15 protein-coding genes are annotated in these 16,611 nt (G+C 73.9%); 8 read left to right on the forward strand and 7 right to left on the reverse strand.

Annotated features, from left to right (window positions below):
• Positions 1-11: 11 nt before the first annotated feature.
• The 4 genes from AB0D32_RS11325 to AB0D32_RS11340 all read left to right on the forward strand — a co-directional run bounded on the left by AB0D32_RS11325 (position 12) and on the right by AB0D32_RS11340 (position 5,712).
• Positions 12-3,398, forward strand: coding sequence for a UvrD-helicase domain-containing protein (locus tag AB0D32_RS11325; protein ID WP_357087858.1), 3,387 nt, complete (start codon positions 12-14; stop codon positions 3,396-3,398).
• A gap of 206 nt (positions 3,399-3,604) precedes the next feature.
• Positions 3,605-3,808 carry a cold-shock protein gene (locus tag AB0D32_RS11330; RefSeq protein WP_067374184.1) on the forward strand — a complete coding sequence of 68 codons (204 nt, stop codon included), beginning with the start codon at positions 3,605-3,607 and terminating at the stop codon, positions 3,806-3,808.
• A gap of 221 nt (positions 3,809-4,029) precedes the next feature.
• Positions 4,030-5,349, forward strand: a complete 1,320-nt coding sequence (locus tag AB0D32_RS11335; RefSeq protein ID WP_357087861.1) for a DEAD/DEAH box helicase — start codon at positions 4,030-4,032, stop codon at positions 5,347-5,349.
• Positions 5,350-5,523: 174 nt separating this feature from the next.
• Positions 5,524-5,712: a hypothetical protein gene (locus tag AB0D32_RS11340; RefSeq protein ID WP_357088092.1), complete on the forward strand. Its 189-nt coding sequence runs from the start codon at positions 5,524-5,526 to the stop codon at positions 5,710-5,712.
• Between the two features lie 17 nt (positions 5,713-5,729).
• Here AB0D32_RS11340 and AB0D32_RS11345 read toward each other — a convergent pair whose 3' ends face one another.
• Genes AB0D32_RS11345 through AB0D32_RS11360 form a run of 4 tightly spaced genes read right to left on the reverse strand, consistent with a single transcriptional unit; the run spans position 5,730 to position 8,895 of the window.
• Positions 5,730-6,179, reverse strand: coding sequence for an Rrf2 family transcriptional regulator (locus tag AB0D32_RS11345; RefSeq protein ID WP_357087863.1), 450 nt, complete (start codon positions 6,177-6,179; stop codon positions 5,730-5,732).
• 1 nt (position 6,180) lies between these two features.
• Positions 6,181-7,065: an ABC transporter permease gene (locus AB0D32_RS11350; RefSeq protein ID WP_357087865.1), complete on the reverse strand. Its 885-nt coding sequence runs from the start codon at positions 7,063-7,065 to the stop codon at positions 6,181-6,183.
• Positions 7,055-7,834 carry an ABC transporter ATP-binding protein gene (locus AB0D32_RS11355; RefSeq protein WP_357087867.1) on the reverse strand — a complete coding sequence of 260 codons (780 nt, stop codon included), beginning with the start codon at positions 7,832-7,834 and terminating at the stop codon, positions 7,055-7,057. Before AB0D32_RS11355 ends, AB0D32_RS11350 begins: the two co-directional genes overlap by 11 nt.
• A complete protein-coding gene (locus tag AB0D32_RS11360; RefSeq protein ID WP_357087870.1) occupies positions 7,831-8,895 on the reverse strand; it encodes an ABC transporter substrate-binding protein in 1,065 nt (354 codons plus the stop codon). Before AB0D32_RS11360 ends, AB0D32_RS11355 begins: the two co-directional genes overlap by 4 nt.
• A gap of 263 nt (positions 8,896-9,158) precedes the next feature.
• Between AB0D32_RS11360 and AB0D32_RS11365 the strand changes: the two genes are divergently transcribed.
• From AB0D32_RS11365 to nudC, 3 genes are all read left to right on the forward strand, one after another.
• The gene (locus AB0D32_RS11365) at positions 9,159-10,469 is read left to right on the forward strand and encodes a pitrilysin family protein (RefSeq protein ID WP_357087872.1); all 1,311 of its coding nucleotides are present in this window, start codon (positions 9,159-9,161) and stop codon (positions 10,467-10,469) included.
• Positions 10,470-10,604: 135 nt separating this feature from the next.
• On the forward strand, positions 10,605-11,981 hold the full coding sequence (locus AB0D32_RS11370; RefSeq protein WP_357087874.1) for a pitrilysin family protein: 1,377 nt from the start codon (positions 10,605-10,607) through the stop codon (positions 11,979-11,981).
• Entirely contained in the window at positions 11,978-12,916 is a 939-nt protein-coding gene (nudC, locus tag AB0D32_RS11375; protein WP_357087877.1) for an NAD(+) diphosphatase, read from the forward strand. The genes AB0D32_RS11370 and nudC overlap by 4 nt, the downstream gene beginning before the upstream one ends.
• A gap of 351 nt (positions 12,917-13,267) precedes the next feature.
• On the opposite strand, the gene AB0D32_RS11380 is transcribed toward nudC, so the two are convergent.
• The 3 genes from AB0D32_RS11380 to AB0D32_RS11390 all read right to left on the reverse strand — a co-directional run bounded on the left by AB0D32_RS11380 (position 13,268) and on the right by AB0D32_RS11390 (position 15,046).
• Positions 13,268-13,543 (reverse strand): hypothetical protein, encoded by a 276-nt coding sequence (locus AB0D32_RS11380; RefSeq protein WP_357087879.1) that lies wholly within the window; start codon positions 13,541-13,543, stop codon positions 13,268-13,270.
• 214 nt (positions 13,544-13,757) lie between these two features.
• Positions 13,758-13,994 carry a DUF397 domain-containing protein gene (locus AB0D32_RS11385; protein WP_357087882.1) on the reverse strand — a complete coding sequence of 79 codons (237 nt, stop codon included), beginning with the start codon at positions 13,992-13,994 and terminating at the stop codon, positions 13,758-13,760.
• Between the two features lie 71 nt (positions 13,995-14,065).
• Positions 14,066-15,046, reverse strand: coding sequence for a helix-turn-helix transcriptional regulator (locus AB0D32_RS11390; RefSeq protein WP_357087884.1), 981 nt, complete (start codon positions 15,044-15,046; stop codon positions 14,066-14,068).
• A gap of 224 nt (positions 15,047-15,270) precedes the next feature.
• On the opposite strand from AB0D32_RS11390, the gene AB0D32_RS11395 reads away from it, so the two are divergent.
• Positions 15,271-16,566, forward strand: coding sequence for an MFS transporter (locus AB0D32_RS11395; protein WP_357087888.1), 1,296 nt, complete (start codon positions 15,271-15,273; stop codon positions 16,564-16,566).
• Positions 16,567-16,611 lie beyond the last annotated feature (45 nt).

Consider the following 16,611-nt stretch of genomic DNA (forward strand, 5'->3'; position numbering starts at 1 on the left):
GAGGTGGTGCCGTGACGCAGCCCGCCCTGTTCAGCAGCGCGACCCCGGCGCCCCGGGTCGCCGACGCCGGCCCCCGGTACACGCCGGTGGAGCTGGCGAAGCTGCTGCGGCTGCCCGCACCTACCCGGGAACAGGCGGCGATCGTCGCCGCCCCGGTGGAGCCGCTGCTGGTCGTCGCGGGCGCCGGGTCGGGCAAGACCGAGACGATGGCCGCCCGGGTGGTCTGGCTGGTCGCCAACTCGTACGTGCGGCCGGAGCAGGTGCTGGGGCTCACCTTCACCCGCAAGGCCGCCGGGGAGTTGGCGCACCGGGTGCGTACCCGGCTGGACCAGTTGGTGCGGCGGCTGGGGCGGCGGGGGCGTGACCCGCTCGACGACCCGCTGGCCGGGGAGCCGACCGTGTCGACCTACCACTCGTACGCCGGCCGGATCGTCACCGAGCACGGGCTGCGGGCGGGCTACGAGCCGTCCACCCGGCTGCTCACCGAGGCGTCCCGTTGGCAGTTGGTCGACCTGCTGGTGCGCAACTACGACGGCGACATGTCCGAGGTGGACCGGATGCCGAGCACGGTCACCGACGCGGTGCTGGCGCTCGCCGGGGAGCTGGACGAGCACCTGGTCGGCCCGGACGCGCTGGCCGCGTGGACGGGTCGCTTCTTCGCCGAGGTGCAGGCGCGCCCTGGTCGGGTCTACGCCGACGTCCGCAAGGCGCTGCAACTCCAGCAGACCCGGTTGAAGCTGCTTCCGCTGGTGCGCGCGTACGCCCGGCGCAAGGAGGACTTCGAGGCGATGGACTTCGCCGACCAGCTTGCCCGGGCGGCCCGGGTGGCCCGGGACCACCCGGCGGTCGGCGAGATCGAGCGCGACCGCTACCGGGTGGTGCTGCTCGACGAGTACCAGGACACCAGCCACGCCCAGGTGGTGCTGCTCAACGCGCTCTTCGGCGGCGGGCACCCGGTGACGGCGGTCGGCGACCCGTGCCAGTCGATCTACGGCTGGCGCGGGGCGAGCGCCGGCACCCTGGACCGCTTCCCCACGGAGTTCGCCCGCGCCGACGGCACGCCGGCCGAGGTGCTCAGCCTCACCACGAGCTGGCGCAACCGGCCCGAGATCCTCGGCGTCGCCAACGCCCTGGCGACCCCGCTGCGGGCCGCCGGCGCCCGGGTGCCGGAGCTGCACGCGGCGATGAGCGTCAAGGATCCGGTGCCGCACCGTAGCGCCCGCGGCGCCGCCGGCGGCACCGTGCACTGCGCCCTCCTCCGGACGTACGCCGACGAGGCCGACTGGATCGCCGACAGCGTGCTGCACGCGTGGCGGGGCGCGGCGGGGATGCCCGGCGTGCTGCCCGAGCACATCCCGGTGCCGCTGCGGCCCACGACCGCCGTGCTCGTGCGGCTGCGCAGCCAGATCCCGGCGATCGAGTCGGCGTTGCGCGAGCGCGGCCTGCCGGTCGAGGTGGTCGGCCTGGGCGGCCTGCTGGACACCCCCGAGGTGCGGGACGTGGTGTGCACGCTGCGCGTGCTGGCCGACCCGACGGACGGGGCCGCGCTGCTGCGGCTGCTGACCGGCGCGCGTTGGCGGATCGGGCCCCGTGACCTGGTGGCCCTGCACCGCCGGGCGAAGGGCATCGCGGCGGCCCGGCGCCGGCTCGCCGACGACGGCAGCCCCGAGATCACCCCGGACCTGCTCGACGAGGCGACCCTGGTCGAGGCGCTGGCCGACCTGGGCCCGGCCCAGGCGTACTCGGCGGAGGGCTATGCGCGGCTGCTGGCGTACGCCCGGGAGCTGGGCCTGTTGCGCTACCGGCTGGACCAGTCCCTGCCGGAGCTGATCGCGGACATCGAGCGGACGATCGGGCTGGACGTGGAGGTGGCGGTGCGGGCCGGCCGGGACGGGGCCGGCGACGCCGGCCTGGCCCGGGGCCACCTGGACGCGCTCGGCGACGTGGCCGCCCGGTTCAGCGGCGAGACCCCGGGGGCCACCCTGTCGGGGTTCCTGGCCTACCTGGCCGCCGCCGAGGACGAGGAGCGCGGCCTCACCCCGGGCGAGGTGGAGGTGGTCGAGGGCGCGGTGCAGATCCTCACCGCGCACGCGGCGAAGGGTCTGGAGTGGGACGTGGTCGCGGTGGCCGGGCTGAGCCGGGGCGTCTGGCCGGGGCCGGTGCGCAACTCCGACCACTGGCTCGGCGGGCTGGGCGTGCTGCCGTTCTCGCTGCGCGGCGACGCCGACGGGCTGCCCGAGCTGGCGCTGGCCGATGCCGGGGACCAGCGGGAGGTGGCCCGGGCGCTGGAGGACTTCACCGACGCCTGGCGGGCACACGACGAGCGGGAGGAACGCCGGCTGGCGTACGTGGCGGTGACCCGGCCCCGGCGCCTGCTGCTCTGTTCCGGCTACTGGTGGGGGGAGGGCACGAAGCGCCCGCGCGGCCCGTCGGTGCTGCTGCGGGAGGTGCACGACGCCTGCCTGGACGCCCGTGCGGGGCACCTGGTCGACGAGTGGGCGCCGGAGCCGCCGGGCGACGCCGTCAACCCGACGACCGAGGTGGTGCTGCGCGCCGAGTGGCCGGCCGATCCGCTGGGCGCCCGCCGGCCGGCGCTGGCCGAGGCGTCGGCCCTGGTCCGCCGATTCCTCGCCGACGGCGACGGCACCGCGGAGGGGGGCACGGATCGGCCGGCCGACGACGTGGACGTGGTGCGGTGGCGGCGGGAGGCCGACCTGCTGCTCGCCGAGCGGGCCGAGCTGACCCGCCAGTCCGGCGCGGTCGAGGTGGCGCTGCCCGGCCAACTGTCGGTGACCCAGTTGGTGGCGCTGCGCCGCGATCCGGCGGCGTTGGCCCGCGCGCTGCGCCGCCCGGTGCCCACCGAGCCCAATCCGTACGCCCGCCGGGGCACCGCCTTCCACACCTGGCTGGAGCAGCGGTTCGGCGCCGACCGGCTGCTCGACCTGGACGAGCTGCCGGGTGCGGCCGACGCGGACGCGGCGCCGGACGAGGCGCTGGCCGAGCTCCAGGAGCGCTTCCTGGCCAGCGAGTGGGCCGACCGGGTGCCGGTCGAGGTGGAGGTGCCCTTCGCCACAGTCGTCGCCGGGGTGGTGGTCCGGGGGCGGATGGATGCCGTCTTCGCCCGGCCGGGCGGGCGGTTCGACGTGGTCGACTGGAAGACGGGCCGGCAGCCCGCCGGCGTCGCCGCCGACGTGGCCGCGGTGCAGCTCGCGGTCTACCGGCTGGCCTGGGCGGAGCTGGCCGGCGTGCCGGTGGAGCGGGTCGGCGCGGCGTTCCACTACGTGCGGGACGGGGTCACGGTCCGCCCGGCGGACCTGCTCGACGTGGCCGGGCTGACCGCGTTGATCGTCTCCGTGCCGGAAATTCCGGCAGACGGTGGTCCTCCGTCGAATCCGTGATAGGTTGGTCGCGTTGCAGTTATGGTTCCCAGAGACTCTGTGTGCGCCTGGAGGATTGTGGCCCCAGGCGCTCTTTGTTGTGTCCGGAGTTCTCCGGGCGGGGCGACCAGAAGCGACAAGCGAGCCAGGCAGTTCCGCGTGGCGCGCTCCTCTTCGGGCCCACAACAGGTGTGGGCTCGACGTTCCGTCAAGGAGACGAAACAAAAATGGCTATTGGCACCGTCAAGTGGTTCAACGCTGACAAGGGCTTCGGCTTCATCACCCCGGACGGCGGCGGCGCCGACGTCTTCGCCCACTTCTCGGCCATCCAGACCTCCGGCTACCGGAGCCTGGACGAGAACCAGCGGGTCGAGTTCGAGGTGACCCAGGGCCAGAAGGGCCCGCAGGCGGAGAACATCCGCCCGCTCTGATCTTCGGATCTTCAGGTAGCACCCACCGCGCCCTCCGGGTGCGGTGACGGGACCGGTCCGCCCCACCGTCGACCTGCGTACGCAGGCAACGGGTCGGCGGCGGGCCGGCCCGTACCCCTTTCGGTTCGTGCTTGTGAGTCACCCGCGGCTCGGTCCGCCGGTGACAGCGCCGCATTCGGCGCCCTCCCTCGACACGTGCCGCCGTCGAGGAAGGCTTCCGCATGACCACTGTCGTTCCGTCGTTCGCCCATACCGGGCTGGCCCCGGCGCTGCTCGCCGAGTTGACCGCCCAGGGCATCACCGAGCCGTTCCCGATCCAGTCGGCGACCCTGCCGGATTCGCTGGCCGGCCGGGACGTGCTCGGCCGGGGCCGTACCGGCTCCGGCAAGACGCTCGCCTTCGGGCTTCCCCTGCTGTCCCGCACCGCCGGCCGGCGGGCCCGGGCCGGCCGCCCGCTGGCCCTGGTGCTGGTGCCGACCCGCGAGCTGGCCCAGCAGGTCACCACCGCGCTCGACCCGTACGCCCGCGCGGTCGGGCTGCGCTGCGCCACCGTCGTCGGTGGCCTGTCGCTGCAACGCCAGGCGGACGCCCTGCGTGCGGGTGCCGAGCTGGTCGTGGCCACCCCCGGTCGGCTGCACGACCTGATCAACCGCGGCGACGCCCGGCTGGACCAGGTCGGCATCACCGTGCTCGACGAGGCCGACCAGATGGCCGACATGGGCTTCCTGCCGCAGGTGACGAAGCTGCTGGAGCAGGTCGCCCCGAACGGGCAGCGGATGCTCTTCTCGGCCACCCTGGACGGCGGCGTGGACAAGCTGGTCCGCCGCTTCCTCAGTGACCCGGTCTCGCACTCGGTCGACCCCGGCACGGCCACCGTGACCGCGATGACCCACCACGTGCTGCACGTCGACGCGGTGGACAAGCCGACCGCGCTGACCTGGATCGCCGCCCGCGAGGGCCGGACCATCCTGTTCATGGGCACCAAGCACCGCGCCGACCGGGTCGCCCGGCAGTTGCTGGCCAAGGGGGTACGCGCGGCAGCCCTGCACGGTGGCAAGTCGCAGCCGCAGCGCACCCGGATCCTGGAGCAGTTCCGCACCGGGCAGGTGACGGCGCTGGTCGCCACCGACGTGGCGGCCCGGGGCATCCACGTGGACGGGCTGGACCTGGTGGTCAACGTGGACCCGCCCACCGAGGCGAAGGACTACCTGCACCGGGGTGGGCGTACCGCCCGGGCGGGGGAGTCCGGCACGGTGGTCACCCTGGTCCTGCCGGAGCAGCGCCGGGACGTGTCCCGGCTGATGTCGACCGCCGGCATCCGTCCCGAGACCGTCCAGGTGCGTCCGGGCGACGTGGCCCTGGCCCGGGTGACCGGTGCCCGGGAGCCGTCCGGCGTACCGGTGACGATCGCGCCGCCCCCGCCGCAGGCCGCCGCCTCCGGGGCCGCCGCCGGCCGCGCCGGTGAGGGCGGCCGGACTCCGCACCGCGCCTCGGGCCGGCCCCGCCGTTCCCGGCGCCCGCGCACTCCGCGCGCCTCCTGACCGACCTTTCCCCGCTCCGCGCACCGGTCCCGGGCGCCGGTCCCCGGCCCGGCGGCTGAGTCCGGAATCAGCGAACGTTGCGTCCGATCGGCGACTGTCTGCGCCGCCGCGGGTGGTGGAAGCTGGGGGCGGGGGAAGAACCGGGCGGGAGCGCCCGGCGTGGGAGGGGTGACCATGGCGGGCGACGCCGGCTCGGGTGCGGCGCGGGAACTGTTGCTGGTGCTCGCGGTGGCGCTCGCCGGGCTGTTGCTCGCCATGGTCGCGGTCTTCACGCCGTGGCACGCCACCCCGGACGGGGCCGCGCCGGCCGCTCCGGTCGAGCTTCGCAGCCCGACGGAGCAGCCGGCTCCCACCGCTGGCTGAGCGTGCCGCAGCGGCGGTCAGCGGGTGCGGGTCTCCCCGGCTCCGGCCGGGCGGTGGCCCGCTCCCAGCAGGTCGGCGAGGGTGGTCCGGTCGACCACCAGGGCGATGGCGCCGTGCACGGCCAGCCAGACGTCCCGCAGGCCGGCCGCCACGCCCGCGTAGCCGGCCCGCTCGGCGGGCAGGCCACGCACGGTCGTCAGAGACCCACCGACCGCGCGGAGGACGTCGCCGACGCTGATCTCCACCGCAGGGCGGGCCAGGGCGTACCCGCCCTCGGTGCCCCGGTGGCTCACCAGCAGGCCGGCCCGGCGCAGGTCGACCAGGATGCCCTGGAGGAAGCTCAGCGGGATGTCCTGGCCGTCGGCCAGGGCCCCCGCCTTGACCAGCACGCCGCCGCCGACCGGGTCCGCGGCGGCGACGGCGAGCATGGCCCGGAGCGCGTAGTCGCTGCGCGCGGAGACGTACACGTCACTGACCCGCCTGGTCCAGCACGCCCCAGCGACGCCGGATCGCCTTGTCCGCCGCCCCGAACGCGGCATCGACGACCAGGCCCAGCACCAGGATCACGATCATCGTGGAGATCAGCCAGGGGGAGTCGGAGAGTTCCCGCGAGTAGGTCAGCTGCGCGCCCAGCGAGGTCTGCGAGATGCCGACCACGATCAGCTCGCCGGCCATCAGGCTGCGCCAGGAGAACGCCCAGCCCTGCTTGAGACCGGCCACGATGGCCGGCAGCGCGGCGGGCGCGATGACGTACCGGTACAGGTTCAGCCCCCGGGCACCGAGGTTGCGGCCGGCGCGCAGCAGCAGCGGCGGCACGTAGTCCACGCCGGCGATCACGCCGTTGGCGATGGACGGCGCGGCGCCGAGCACCACCACGAAGAAGATCGCCTCCTCGCTCAGCTCGAACAGCAGGATCGCCAGCGGGAACCAGGCGATCGACGGCATGGTCTGGAGCGCGGTGATCATCGAGCCGATCGCGGCCCGCAGGATCCGCGACCGGGCCACCGCCAGGCCGAGCAGCAGGCCGACGGCGACCGAGAAGAGGTAGCCGACGGCGGCCCGGCGCAGGGTGGTGGCCAGCCCGTCCCAGAGTTGGACGCCGCTGACCTGCCGGACCAGTTCCTGGCCCACGGCCGCCGGGCCGGGCAACGAGTACTCGGGCTTCCACCCTGTCCAGACCACGACCTGCCACACGCCGATGGCGATGGTGAGGGCGGCCAGCTTGGGCCAGGTCGCCGCCCAGAGCCGGCTGGCCCGGGGGCGACGTTCGCCCCGGCCGGCCAGTTCGAGGGCGTCCAGTCCGGAGATCTCCGTGTCGGTACGCGGGACGGTGGTGAGGGTGTCACCGGCCATGGCGACCCACCTCCTTGCGTAGGCGGCCGGTGACCTCGGCGGCGATCGCGGCGACCTCGGGGGAGTCGATGCGGCGCGGCCGGGGCACGTCGACCGGGGTGGACCAGATGATCCGGCCGGGCCGGCTGGAGAGCAGGATGATCCGGTCGGCGAGCCGGGCCGCCTCGCGGACGTTGTGCGTCACGAAGAGCACGGTGAGCCGCCGCTGCGTCCAGATCCGTTCCAGCTCGTCGTGCAGGATGTCCCGGGTCATCGCGTCGAGCGCGCCGAACGGCTCGTCCATCAGCAGCACCGGCGTGTCCAGGGCGAGGGTGCGGGCCAGCGCCACCCGTTGGCGCATGCCGCCGGACAGTTCGTGCGGGCGCTTGCGGCCGAAGTCGGCCAGGTGCACCGTGCCGAGCAGTTCGGCGACCCGGTCCCGCCGCGCGGCCCGGGGCAGCCCGCGCAGCTTCAGCGGCATCTCGACGTTGCCCTCGACGGTCAGCCAGGGAAAGAGGGCCGGCTCCTGGAACATCAGCCCCGGGTCGACGCCCTCGTCGAGGGCGATCCGCCCGCCGCTGGGCCGGTCGAGGCCGGCGACCAGGTTGAGCAGTGTGCTCTTGCCGCAGCCGGAGGCCCCGACCAGGCAGACGAACTCGCCGGGCGCGACGTCGAGAGAGACCCCGTCCAGGGCGGGGACGGCGGTCGCCCCGCGCCCGTACACCTTGGTGACGCCGTGCAGCGCGACCGAGCCGGTCGCGCTGCGTGGCGTCGTCGCGGTCGACGTCATGGTTGGACGACCTCGGTCTTGCCCTGACCCTTGAGCACCTCGTTGAGGTGGGTGAGGTCGTAGAGCCCGTCGAGGCTGACCGGCTGGGTGAGCTCGACCGCTACGGCGTGGTCGAGCCCGGTCTTGAGCGACGAGGCGATCGGGTCGTTGGTGAACTCCAGCGTCGGCCAGGCCTGCTTGATCAGTTTGAGGTCCAGCGGCTTGCCGCTGATCTTCCCGATGTGCTCGGAGATGGCCTGGTGCGCCTCGTCGGGCCTGCCGTTGACGAACTCGTTCGCGGCCACCTGGCCCTCGACCAGCTTCTTCACCACGTCGGGGTGGGCCTTGAGGAACCTGGTGCTGACGATCAGGTTGGTGATCACGAACTTCCGGTCCGGCCAGAGGTCGCGCTCGTCGACGAGCACCTTGCCGCCGGCGTTGACCAGCCGGGACACGAATGGCTCGGGCACCCAGGCGCCGTCGATGGCCCCGCTGTTGAACGTCTCCACCGTCTGGGCGTTCTCCTGCGGGATGATCTTGACGTCGCCGCCGCCCTCCTTGGTCGTCGTGAGGCCCTTCTCCTTGAGCCAGTAGCGGATGGCCACGTCCTGGGTGTTGCCCAGTTGCGGGGTGGCGATCTTCTTGCCCCGGAGTTGCTCCACCGAGGTGATCCCGGGCTTCACGACGAGCGCTACGCCGCCGGAGGCCGCGCCGGAGATGACCCGGACGGCCTCGCCCTTGGACTTCGAGAAGGCGTTCACGGTCGGGTTCGGGCCGATGTACGTGGCGTCGAGCGCGCCGGAGAAGATCGCCTCGATCGCGGCGGGGCCGGCGTTGAAGGTCTTCGTCTCCAGCTTGACGCCGCTGCCGAGCTTCTCGGCGAAGATGCCCTTTTCCACGCCGACCACGGCCGGGGCGTGGGTGATGTTGGGGAAGTAGCCGAGCCGCAGGGTCGTCGGGCCGGAGCCGCCGCCCGCGCTCTCACTGTCGTCGCCGCAGGCGGCAGCGCTGCCCAGGGTCGCCGCGCCGACGACGGCGAGGGTGGCCAGGGAGACCCACCGACGCAGGGGTAGCCGTCTCATCGTCCATCCAATCCGCAGTATTCCTACTTAGTTGGTAGGAAGAGTGGGGCAGGTGGTGAGCTGGCGTCAAGGGCCAACCACATCCCGGGATGTGCGTCCCGCAAATAGGGGTAACTCCTATTGGTTGGATCGGCTTTGCGGCCCGTGTCGTCCGGGCTGCCCCCGGCCGCCGGGGAAGGTGGGCGCGGCGCGCCGGGCGCCGGACGGGGCCGCTGGGGAAAGGTCGCCGGTCACCGGGGCGACGACACGCTAGGGTCGATCCCGTGGCGGCGCGGAGATCGAGAATTCCAGCGACGAAGTACCCGGTCGAGCGGTTCACCCTCGACAACGGCCTGCGGGTGGTCCTGACCCCCGACCGCAGCGCCCCGGTGATCGGGGTGGCGGTGGTCTACGACGTCGGCATCCGCTCCGAGCCCGAGGGGCGCACCGGCTTCGCCCACCTCTTCGAGCACCTCATGTTCCAGGGGTCGGAGAACCTGGAGAAGCTGGCCCACTTCCGGCACGTGCAGGGGGCGGGCGGCACCTTCAACGGCTCCACCCACCTGGACTACACCGACTACTTCGAGACCCTGCCGAGCAACGCCCTGGAACGGGCGCTGTTCCTGGAGGCCGACCGGATGCGCGGCCCCCGGCTGACCGAGGAGAACCTGCGCAACCAGGTCGACGTGGTCAAGGAGGAGATCCGGGTCAACGTGCTCAACCGCCCGTACGGCGGTTTCCCCTGGCTGACCCTGCCGCCGGTGATGTTCGACACCTTCCCGAACGCCCACGACGGCTACGGCTCCTTCGTCGACCTGGAGTCGGCCACCGTTTCGGACGCCGCCGACTTCTTCCGCCGCTACTACGCCAGCGGCAACGCCGTGCTGTCGGTCGGCGGCGACATCGACGTCGCCGAGGCGACCAGGCTGATCGAGCGGCACTTCGGCGACGTGCCGGCCCGACCCGCGCCGAAGCGGCCCGACTTCGCCGAACCCGACCTGACCGAGGAGCGGCGCACCTCGTACACCGACGCGCTGGCCCCGCTGCCGGCGGTGGCCGGCGCCTGGCGGGTGCCCGACCCGATCACCGACTTCGCCGCCTACCTGCCGTACGTCGTGCTGGCCGAGGTGCTCACCGACGGCGACGCGTCCCGGCTGGTCGAGCGGCTGGTCCAGCGGGACCGGGCGGTGACCGGCCTCGGCGGCTACGTCGGTTTCATGGGCGACCCGTTCGACGTGCGGGACCCGACGGCGCTGCTGCTCCAGGCGCACCTGCCACCCGGCGGGGACGTGGACAAGGTGCTGCGCACCATCGACGAGGAGCTGGACCGGCTCGCCACCGACGGGGTCGCCGAGGGGGAGCTGGCCCGCACCCAGGCCCGCATGGCGACCCACCTGCTGCGCGACACCGACGCGGTGCTCGGCCGGGCGTTGCAGATGGCCGTGCTGGAACAGCAGCGCGGCGAGCCGGGACTGCTCAACGACCTGCCCCGGCTCGTCGGCGAGGTCACCGACGAGCAGGTCCGCGCCGCCGCGGCCACCCTGCGGCCCGAGCGCCGCGCGTCCATCGAGGTCATCGCCGGAGGGGCCAAGTGAGCGCGAGGAGTGAGCCGGGGTTGCGAGCCCCGCAGTCGCGAACGAGGGTGGGCCGGTGAGCGCGAGGAGTGAGCCGGGGTTGCGAGCCCCGCAGTCGCGAACGAGGGTGGGCCAGTGAGCGCGAGGAGTGAGCCGGTGTCGCGAGCCCCGCAGTCGCGAACGAAGAAGGACCAGGCGGCCGCGCCGGCCGCGCCGCGGGCGCTGCCGCCGCTCGGCCCCAACCGCAGGTTCAAGCTGCCGAAGCAGGCCGAACGCACCCTGGGCAACGGGCTGACCGCGATCGTCGTACGCCGGCCGTCGGTGCCGCTGGTGGAGCTGCGACTGTGGATGCCGTTCGGCCGTACCCACCTCGCCCGGGGCGCCATGCTCGCGCAGACCCTGCTCTCCGGCACGCGCACCATGTCCAGCGTGCAGATCGCGGCCGAGTTGCAGAAGGTCGGCGGCGGGCTCTCCGCCGGGATCGACCCGGACCGCCTGATGCTCTCCGGCGCCGGGCTGGTCACCGGGCTGGACCGGATGCTGGAGATCCTCGCCGAGGTGCTGACCGGCGCGACCTACCCGAACGAAGACGTCGCCACGGAGCGGGACCGACTGGTCGACCGGATCCACGTGGCGCGGAGCCAGCCGGCACACCTGGCCCGTACCGCCCTGCTCCGGCGGGTCTACGGCACGCACCCGTACTCGGTGCAGACCCCCGAACCCGAGGCGGTCCGGGCGGTCCGGCCGGGAGTGCTGCGGACCCTGCACGCCCAGCGGGTGCACCCCGCCGGCGCGGTGCTGGTGCTGGTCGGCGACGTGCAGCCGGAGCGGGCTCTCGACGCCGTCGAGAAGGCACTGTCGGGGTGGCAGGGCGCCGGGCACACCGGCGACCTGCCGGCTGCTCCGCCGCTGGAGCCCGGGCCGCTGCTGCTGGTCGACCGCCCGGGAGCGGTGCAGTCCTCGCTGCGGATGGCGCTGCCGGCGGTGCCCCGCACCCACCCCGACCACGCCGCGTTGCAACTGGCCAACCTGATCTTCGGCGGCTACTTCTCCTCCCGCTGGGTGGAGAACATCCGCGAGGACAAGGGCTACACGTACGGGCCGCACTCGCTCGTCGAGCACTCGGTGGCCGGGTCGGTGCTGGTCGCCGCCGCCGAGGTGGCCACCGAGGTCACCGGGCCGGCGCTGCTGGAGACGACGTACGAGCTCGGCCGGCTGGCCAGCCTCCCGCCCGGGGAGGAGGAGCTGGAGCAGGCCCGCCAGTACGCCCTCGGCACCCTCCAGCTCGGGATGTCCACCCAGGCCGGGCTCGCCTCGCTGACCAGCGCGTACGCCGGCAACGGGCTGCGTCTGGAGTTCCTGGCCGAGCACGCCGCCCGGCTGGCGAAGGCGACCGTGACCGACGTGGCCGAGGCGGCGGCCCGCTACCTGGCCCCGGCCCGGGCGGTCACCGTGGTGCTGGGCGACGCCGAACGCATCGGGCCGCAGTTGTCGGCGCTGACCCCGGTCGTCACCGAGCCGGCCCGGCCGTGAGCGGGGAGGCCGCACCACCGCTGGCCCGTTCCACCCTGGACCGGGCGGCCCACCGGCGCACCGACCCCGGGTGGCTGGCGCAGGCGTGGAGCCAGGCCCGGGTGCTGGTGCTCGACTCCGCCGACGGGGGCCGGGCGTTGGTGCGTACCGACACGTCGCCGCCGACGCTGGTGCTGGTCGACCGGGCCGGGCTGCCGGCGTCGGTGACCCCGATGTTCCTCGGCGTCGAGCCGGACGGGATGCCGGTCTTCGCCGTGGACGCCCCGCTGCCGGCGGTGCCCGGGGCCCGGGCGGCGCACCTGCGCGAGGTCGGCCACCTGCTCGGCGACCGGGACGCCGGGCTGTTCACCACCGCGCTGGCGCTGGTCAACTGGCACCTGCGACACCGCTACTCGTCGGTCACCGGGCACCCGACCGAGGTGGACGAGGCCGGCTGGTCCCGGGTCGACCCCGCCGGGGAGCGGATCTGGCCACGTACCGATCCCGCCATGATCGTGCTGGTGCACGACGGTGTCCGGGGCCCGGACGGGCGGTGCCTGCTCGGCAACAACGCCACCTGGCCGCACACCGCCGGCGAGCGCCGGTTCTCCTGCCTCGCGGGCTACGTCGAGCCGGGGGAGTCGGCCGAGGCCGCGGTGCTGCGTGAGGTCCGCGAGGAGGTCGACGTCCCGGTCGAGGACATCGCGTACGCGGGCAGCCAGGCCTGGCCGTTTCCCGGCTCGCTGATGCTCGGCTTCCTCGCCACCGCCGACCCGGAGCATCCGGTGCGGGTGGACGCGACGGAGATCGCGTACGCCCGGTGGTTCTCCCGCCGGGAGATCGGCACGGCCCTGGCGGGGCGGCCGGTGGACGTGGGGGGCGCCTCGCTGGTACTGCCGCCGCCGTCGTCGATCGCGCTCTTCCTGATCCACCGCTGGCTCGACGGACACTGCTGACCCGCCCCGCCCCGCCCCTCCCCTCCCCTCCGCCCCGTCCCTCCGCGCCCCGCCCCTCCACGCCTCCGCGATCTTGCAGTTCCTGCCCGGGCGAATGCCATTAAAGGGGCGCAACGGGGGCCCTAAGTGCAAGATCGCGGGGGCGGCGGGCGGCGGGCGGCGGGCGGCGGGCGAGGGGGCGGGCGAGGGGGCGAGGGGCGGGCGGGGCGGCGGGGGTGGTCGTGCGGCCCCCGGTCCGTGGCCGTCGTTGCCGCGACGGTCACGGACCGGGAACCCGGGCCGCCGTGGTCGGCTGGGGCAAGGTGCGCGGCGGGGGAGCCGGTCCGACCACGGCGGACGTCTGGGTGCGGGTCAGCTGCCGCGGTCGCCGGGCGTGGCCCGGCGGCCGAGGCGCGGCTCGTCAAGCGGGAGCACCTTGACCCGTTGCTTTCCGGCGCGGACCGCGCCGACCGTGGCGAGGGCCCGGGCCAGCAGCAGCGCGGCGTCGCGCTCCTCGGCGTGCACGATCTGGCGGCGCGGTTCGGGTGTGGTGGTCTCGTCCCGCAGGCGGTCACCGCACGCCCACGCGGCGGCGATGTCCACGTCGGCGACGGCGCGGATGTCGGTGCGAACGATCAGGAAACGCATCTGGGTCTCCGGATGAATCGCGACGGTCGAGAACGGGTGGAAGTTCTACGTCACTCTGCGCTCATGTTACGCCGCGCGGTCGTCTCATCAAGTGAAACGCGACGATCGGTCCGCACCCTCGTCCGATCAGCGGATGCCTGGTCGGCGGGGTGGCAGGGCGCAGACGCGACGAGGCCGCCGGCATCGTGCCGGCGGCCCCGCGACGGTCGGCGGATCAGTTCAGATCGAACTGTCCGTTCTTCGCGCCGGCGATGAAGCCCAGCCAGCCCGCCCGGTTGAACAGCAGTACGGGACCGTTCTGGTCCTTGCTGTCCCGCAGGGCCACCGCGGCCGGCCCGGTCCTCAGTGGTGCGACCTCGACGCAGTTCGAGGTCTGGCTGCGCGTGCTCTTACGCCACGGGGCGTCCGTGAGCTGGGCGAATGTGGACGGCGTGTTGCGGATCTCGTTCATCGTGCCACTCCTGACGTGAACTGCTCCGATGGACGAGTGGCGCCGCACGACCCGACGGTGGTCCCCCGTGGTCACCATTCCGTCAGGCGCCCGGAGTGCCGGCGGCGCTGGCCCGGCGCCGTTGCCGATCCGTACGCCACCGTGGACGCGGTCGCCGTGCCGGGCAGCCGCCCCGTCGCCTCGATCAGCCAGGAGAGGGTGTCCGATTCGGAGAGCGCCGCCGTGCATAGCCACTCGAACACCACTTTATAGCGATTTAAGGCGTTTGCCTCGGTCGACATGACGTCGGTGAACCCCCCTTCGATCGCCAGCGTCTCCGGATCGAGCGGATCCGCGAACCGGTACACCGAGAACGCGGTCGGCGGGAGGTACCAGTCGCCGATCTGGGTGTCGCGCGGCAGCACGTGCAGCGTGATGTTCGGCAGCATCGCCAGGTCGCAGAGCTGCACGAGCTGCTCGCGCAGCACCTCCGGCGGCCCGGTCCGGCCGCCGAGCGCCGCCTCCTCCAGCACCGCCGTGTAGCGGGGCGCGTCGGTGGCGCGGGTGAGCAGCGACTGGCGGGCCAGCCGGGCCCGCACCTCGATGTCGATGTCCTCCCCGGCCTCCGGGTCGCCGGCCTCCTCGCCGACCTGCCGGGCCGAGGCGATCCGCACCGACGCGTACTCCGGCGTCTGGAGCAGGCCCGGCACCAGGACCGGGTTGTATTCCGAGATCTCCGCGCAGCCCGCCTCCAGTTCGGCGAAGCTGCGCTGCTGCTGGGTCATCACCGGGTAGTTCCGCAGCCAGCCGCGGATGTCGCCGGCCTCCTGGGTGATGCCGAGAAGTTCCCGGCGCAGCGCCTCGTCGGCGCCGTAGAGATCCAGCAGTACGTGGACGTCGTCCGGGTCCGGGCGGCTGCGGCCGTTCTCCAGCCGGGACAACTTGGACGCGGACGCCCAGCCGATCCGCTCGATGACATGGTCTCCCGTGAGACCCGCGGCCTCGCGCAGCCGGCGCAGTTCGGTGCCCAACCTGCGGCGGCGCAGGATCGGGCTGGGTGAGGCAGGAGGCACGACGTCCTCTTTCCCGTGGACCGACGCGGACGCGACGGTAACTGTATGAAATTCACCCCCCACGGTCAGTATGGACGGCGCGACTCCCGTCGGAGGTTCCGGTGGGGGCGTGTCTCGCAGAAAGAGGACCGTGGAGGGTACGGCGTCCGGAGCGGCGCCGTCGGCCCGCCCGCGCCACCCCCACCCGCGCCATACCGCGCACCACCCCCGCCGGAGGGACCCCCATGCGCACCGTCCTGCGCCGCCCGGAATTCCGCCTGCTCTTCGGTGGCCTGCTCGCCAGCATGGCCGCCGAGTCGATCCTGCTGCTGGCCCTCGCCATCTGGGTGAAGGACCTGACCGGGTCGGACGGGCTGGCCGGTGCCACCATCTTCGCGGTCATCGCCCCGATGACCCTGGCCCCGCTGGTGGGATGGATCGTCGACCGCTACCCTCGGCGTCCGTTCTTCGTGGCGGCGAACCTGGTCACGGCCGTGCTGCTCACCCCGCTCCTCGCGGTACGGGACCGGACCGACGTGTGGATCATCTACATGGTGGCCGCCCTGTACGGCCTGTCGTACATCACGCTCAGCGCGGTGCTCAGCGGCCTGATCCGCCAGCTCGTGCCGGTGGAGCTGCTGGCCGAGGCGAACGGGGTGCTCCAGACCGTGCGCCAGGGGCTGCGGCTGATCGGCCCGCTGGCCGGTGCCGGGCTCTACGCCGCCGTCGGTGGCTGGATCCTGGCCGTGATCGGGATGGCCGGCTTCCTGTCGGCAGCCGTCGTGGTGAGCCTGATCCGCGCGCCGGAGACGCCGCCCGCCGGGCCGGGGCTACGCTGGCCGGCCGAGCTGAGCGCCGGGCTGCGGCACCTGGCCGGGGAGCCGGCGCTGCGCCGGGCGCTGCTCGGCTACGCGCTGGGGTCGCTGGCGATGGGCTTCAGCGAGTCGCTGATCTTCGCGTACGTCGACCAGGGGCTCCGCCGGGACGCCGCGTTCGTCGGCGTACTGGTCACCGTGCAGGGCATCGGCGGACTGGTCGGCGGGCTGCTCTCCCCGGCCGTGGTACGCCGCGCGGGCGAGGTGGGGACGCTCGCCGCCGGGGTGGCGTTCTTCGGGCCGGCCTCGCTGGCGCTGGTGTATCCGAACCTCTGGCTCGGCTTCGTCGCGGTGCTGCTGGCCGGGGTGTCGCTGCCGCTGACCATGGTCGGGCTGCACACGCTGATCCAGCGGCGTACCCCGCCGGGGCTGCTCGGCCGGGTCGCCGCGGCCTCGGAGGCCGTGGTCAGCGGCCCGCAGGCGCTCTCCATCGGCGCGGGGGCGTTGGTCGTCGGGGTGCTGGACTACCGCTTCCTGTTCGCGTTGATCGGGGTGGCCACCCTGCTCGCCGGCGGCTACCTCTGGCACGGCCGCACGCTCAGCCCGCCGCCGCCCGCCCGGATCCCCGCCCCCCGCCGGCCGGCCGCCGGGCCCAGCCCCGCCGACCGGGCCGACACCGCGGGCCAGGAGGTCGTCGGTACGACACCGCCGAGCCCGGGAGGGTGAAGGACGGACCGGGGACCGTCGGCGCGTCGGGCGGACGGCAGGACG

It is taken from the genome of Micromonospora sp. NPDC048170 (assembly GCF_040652795.1).
In the GTDB taxonomy this organism is placed as follows: Bacteria; Actinomycetota; Actinomycetes; order Mycobacteriales; family Micromonosporaceae; genus Micromonospora.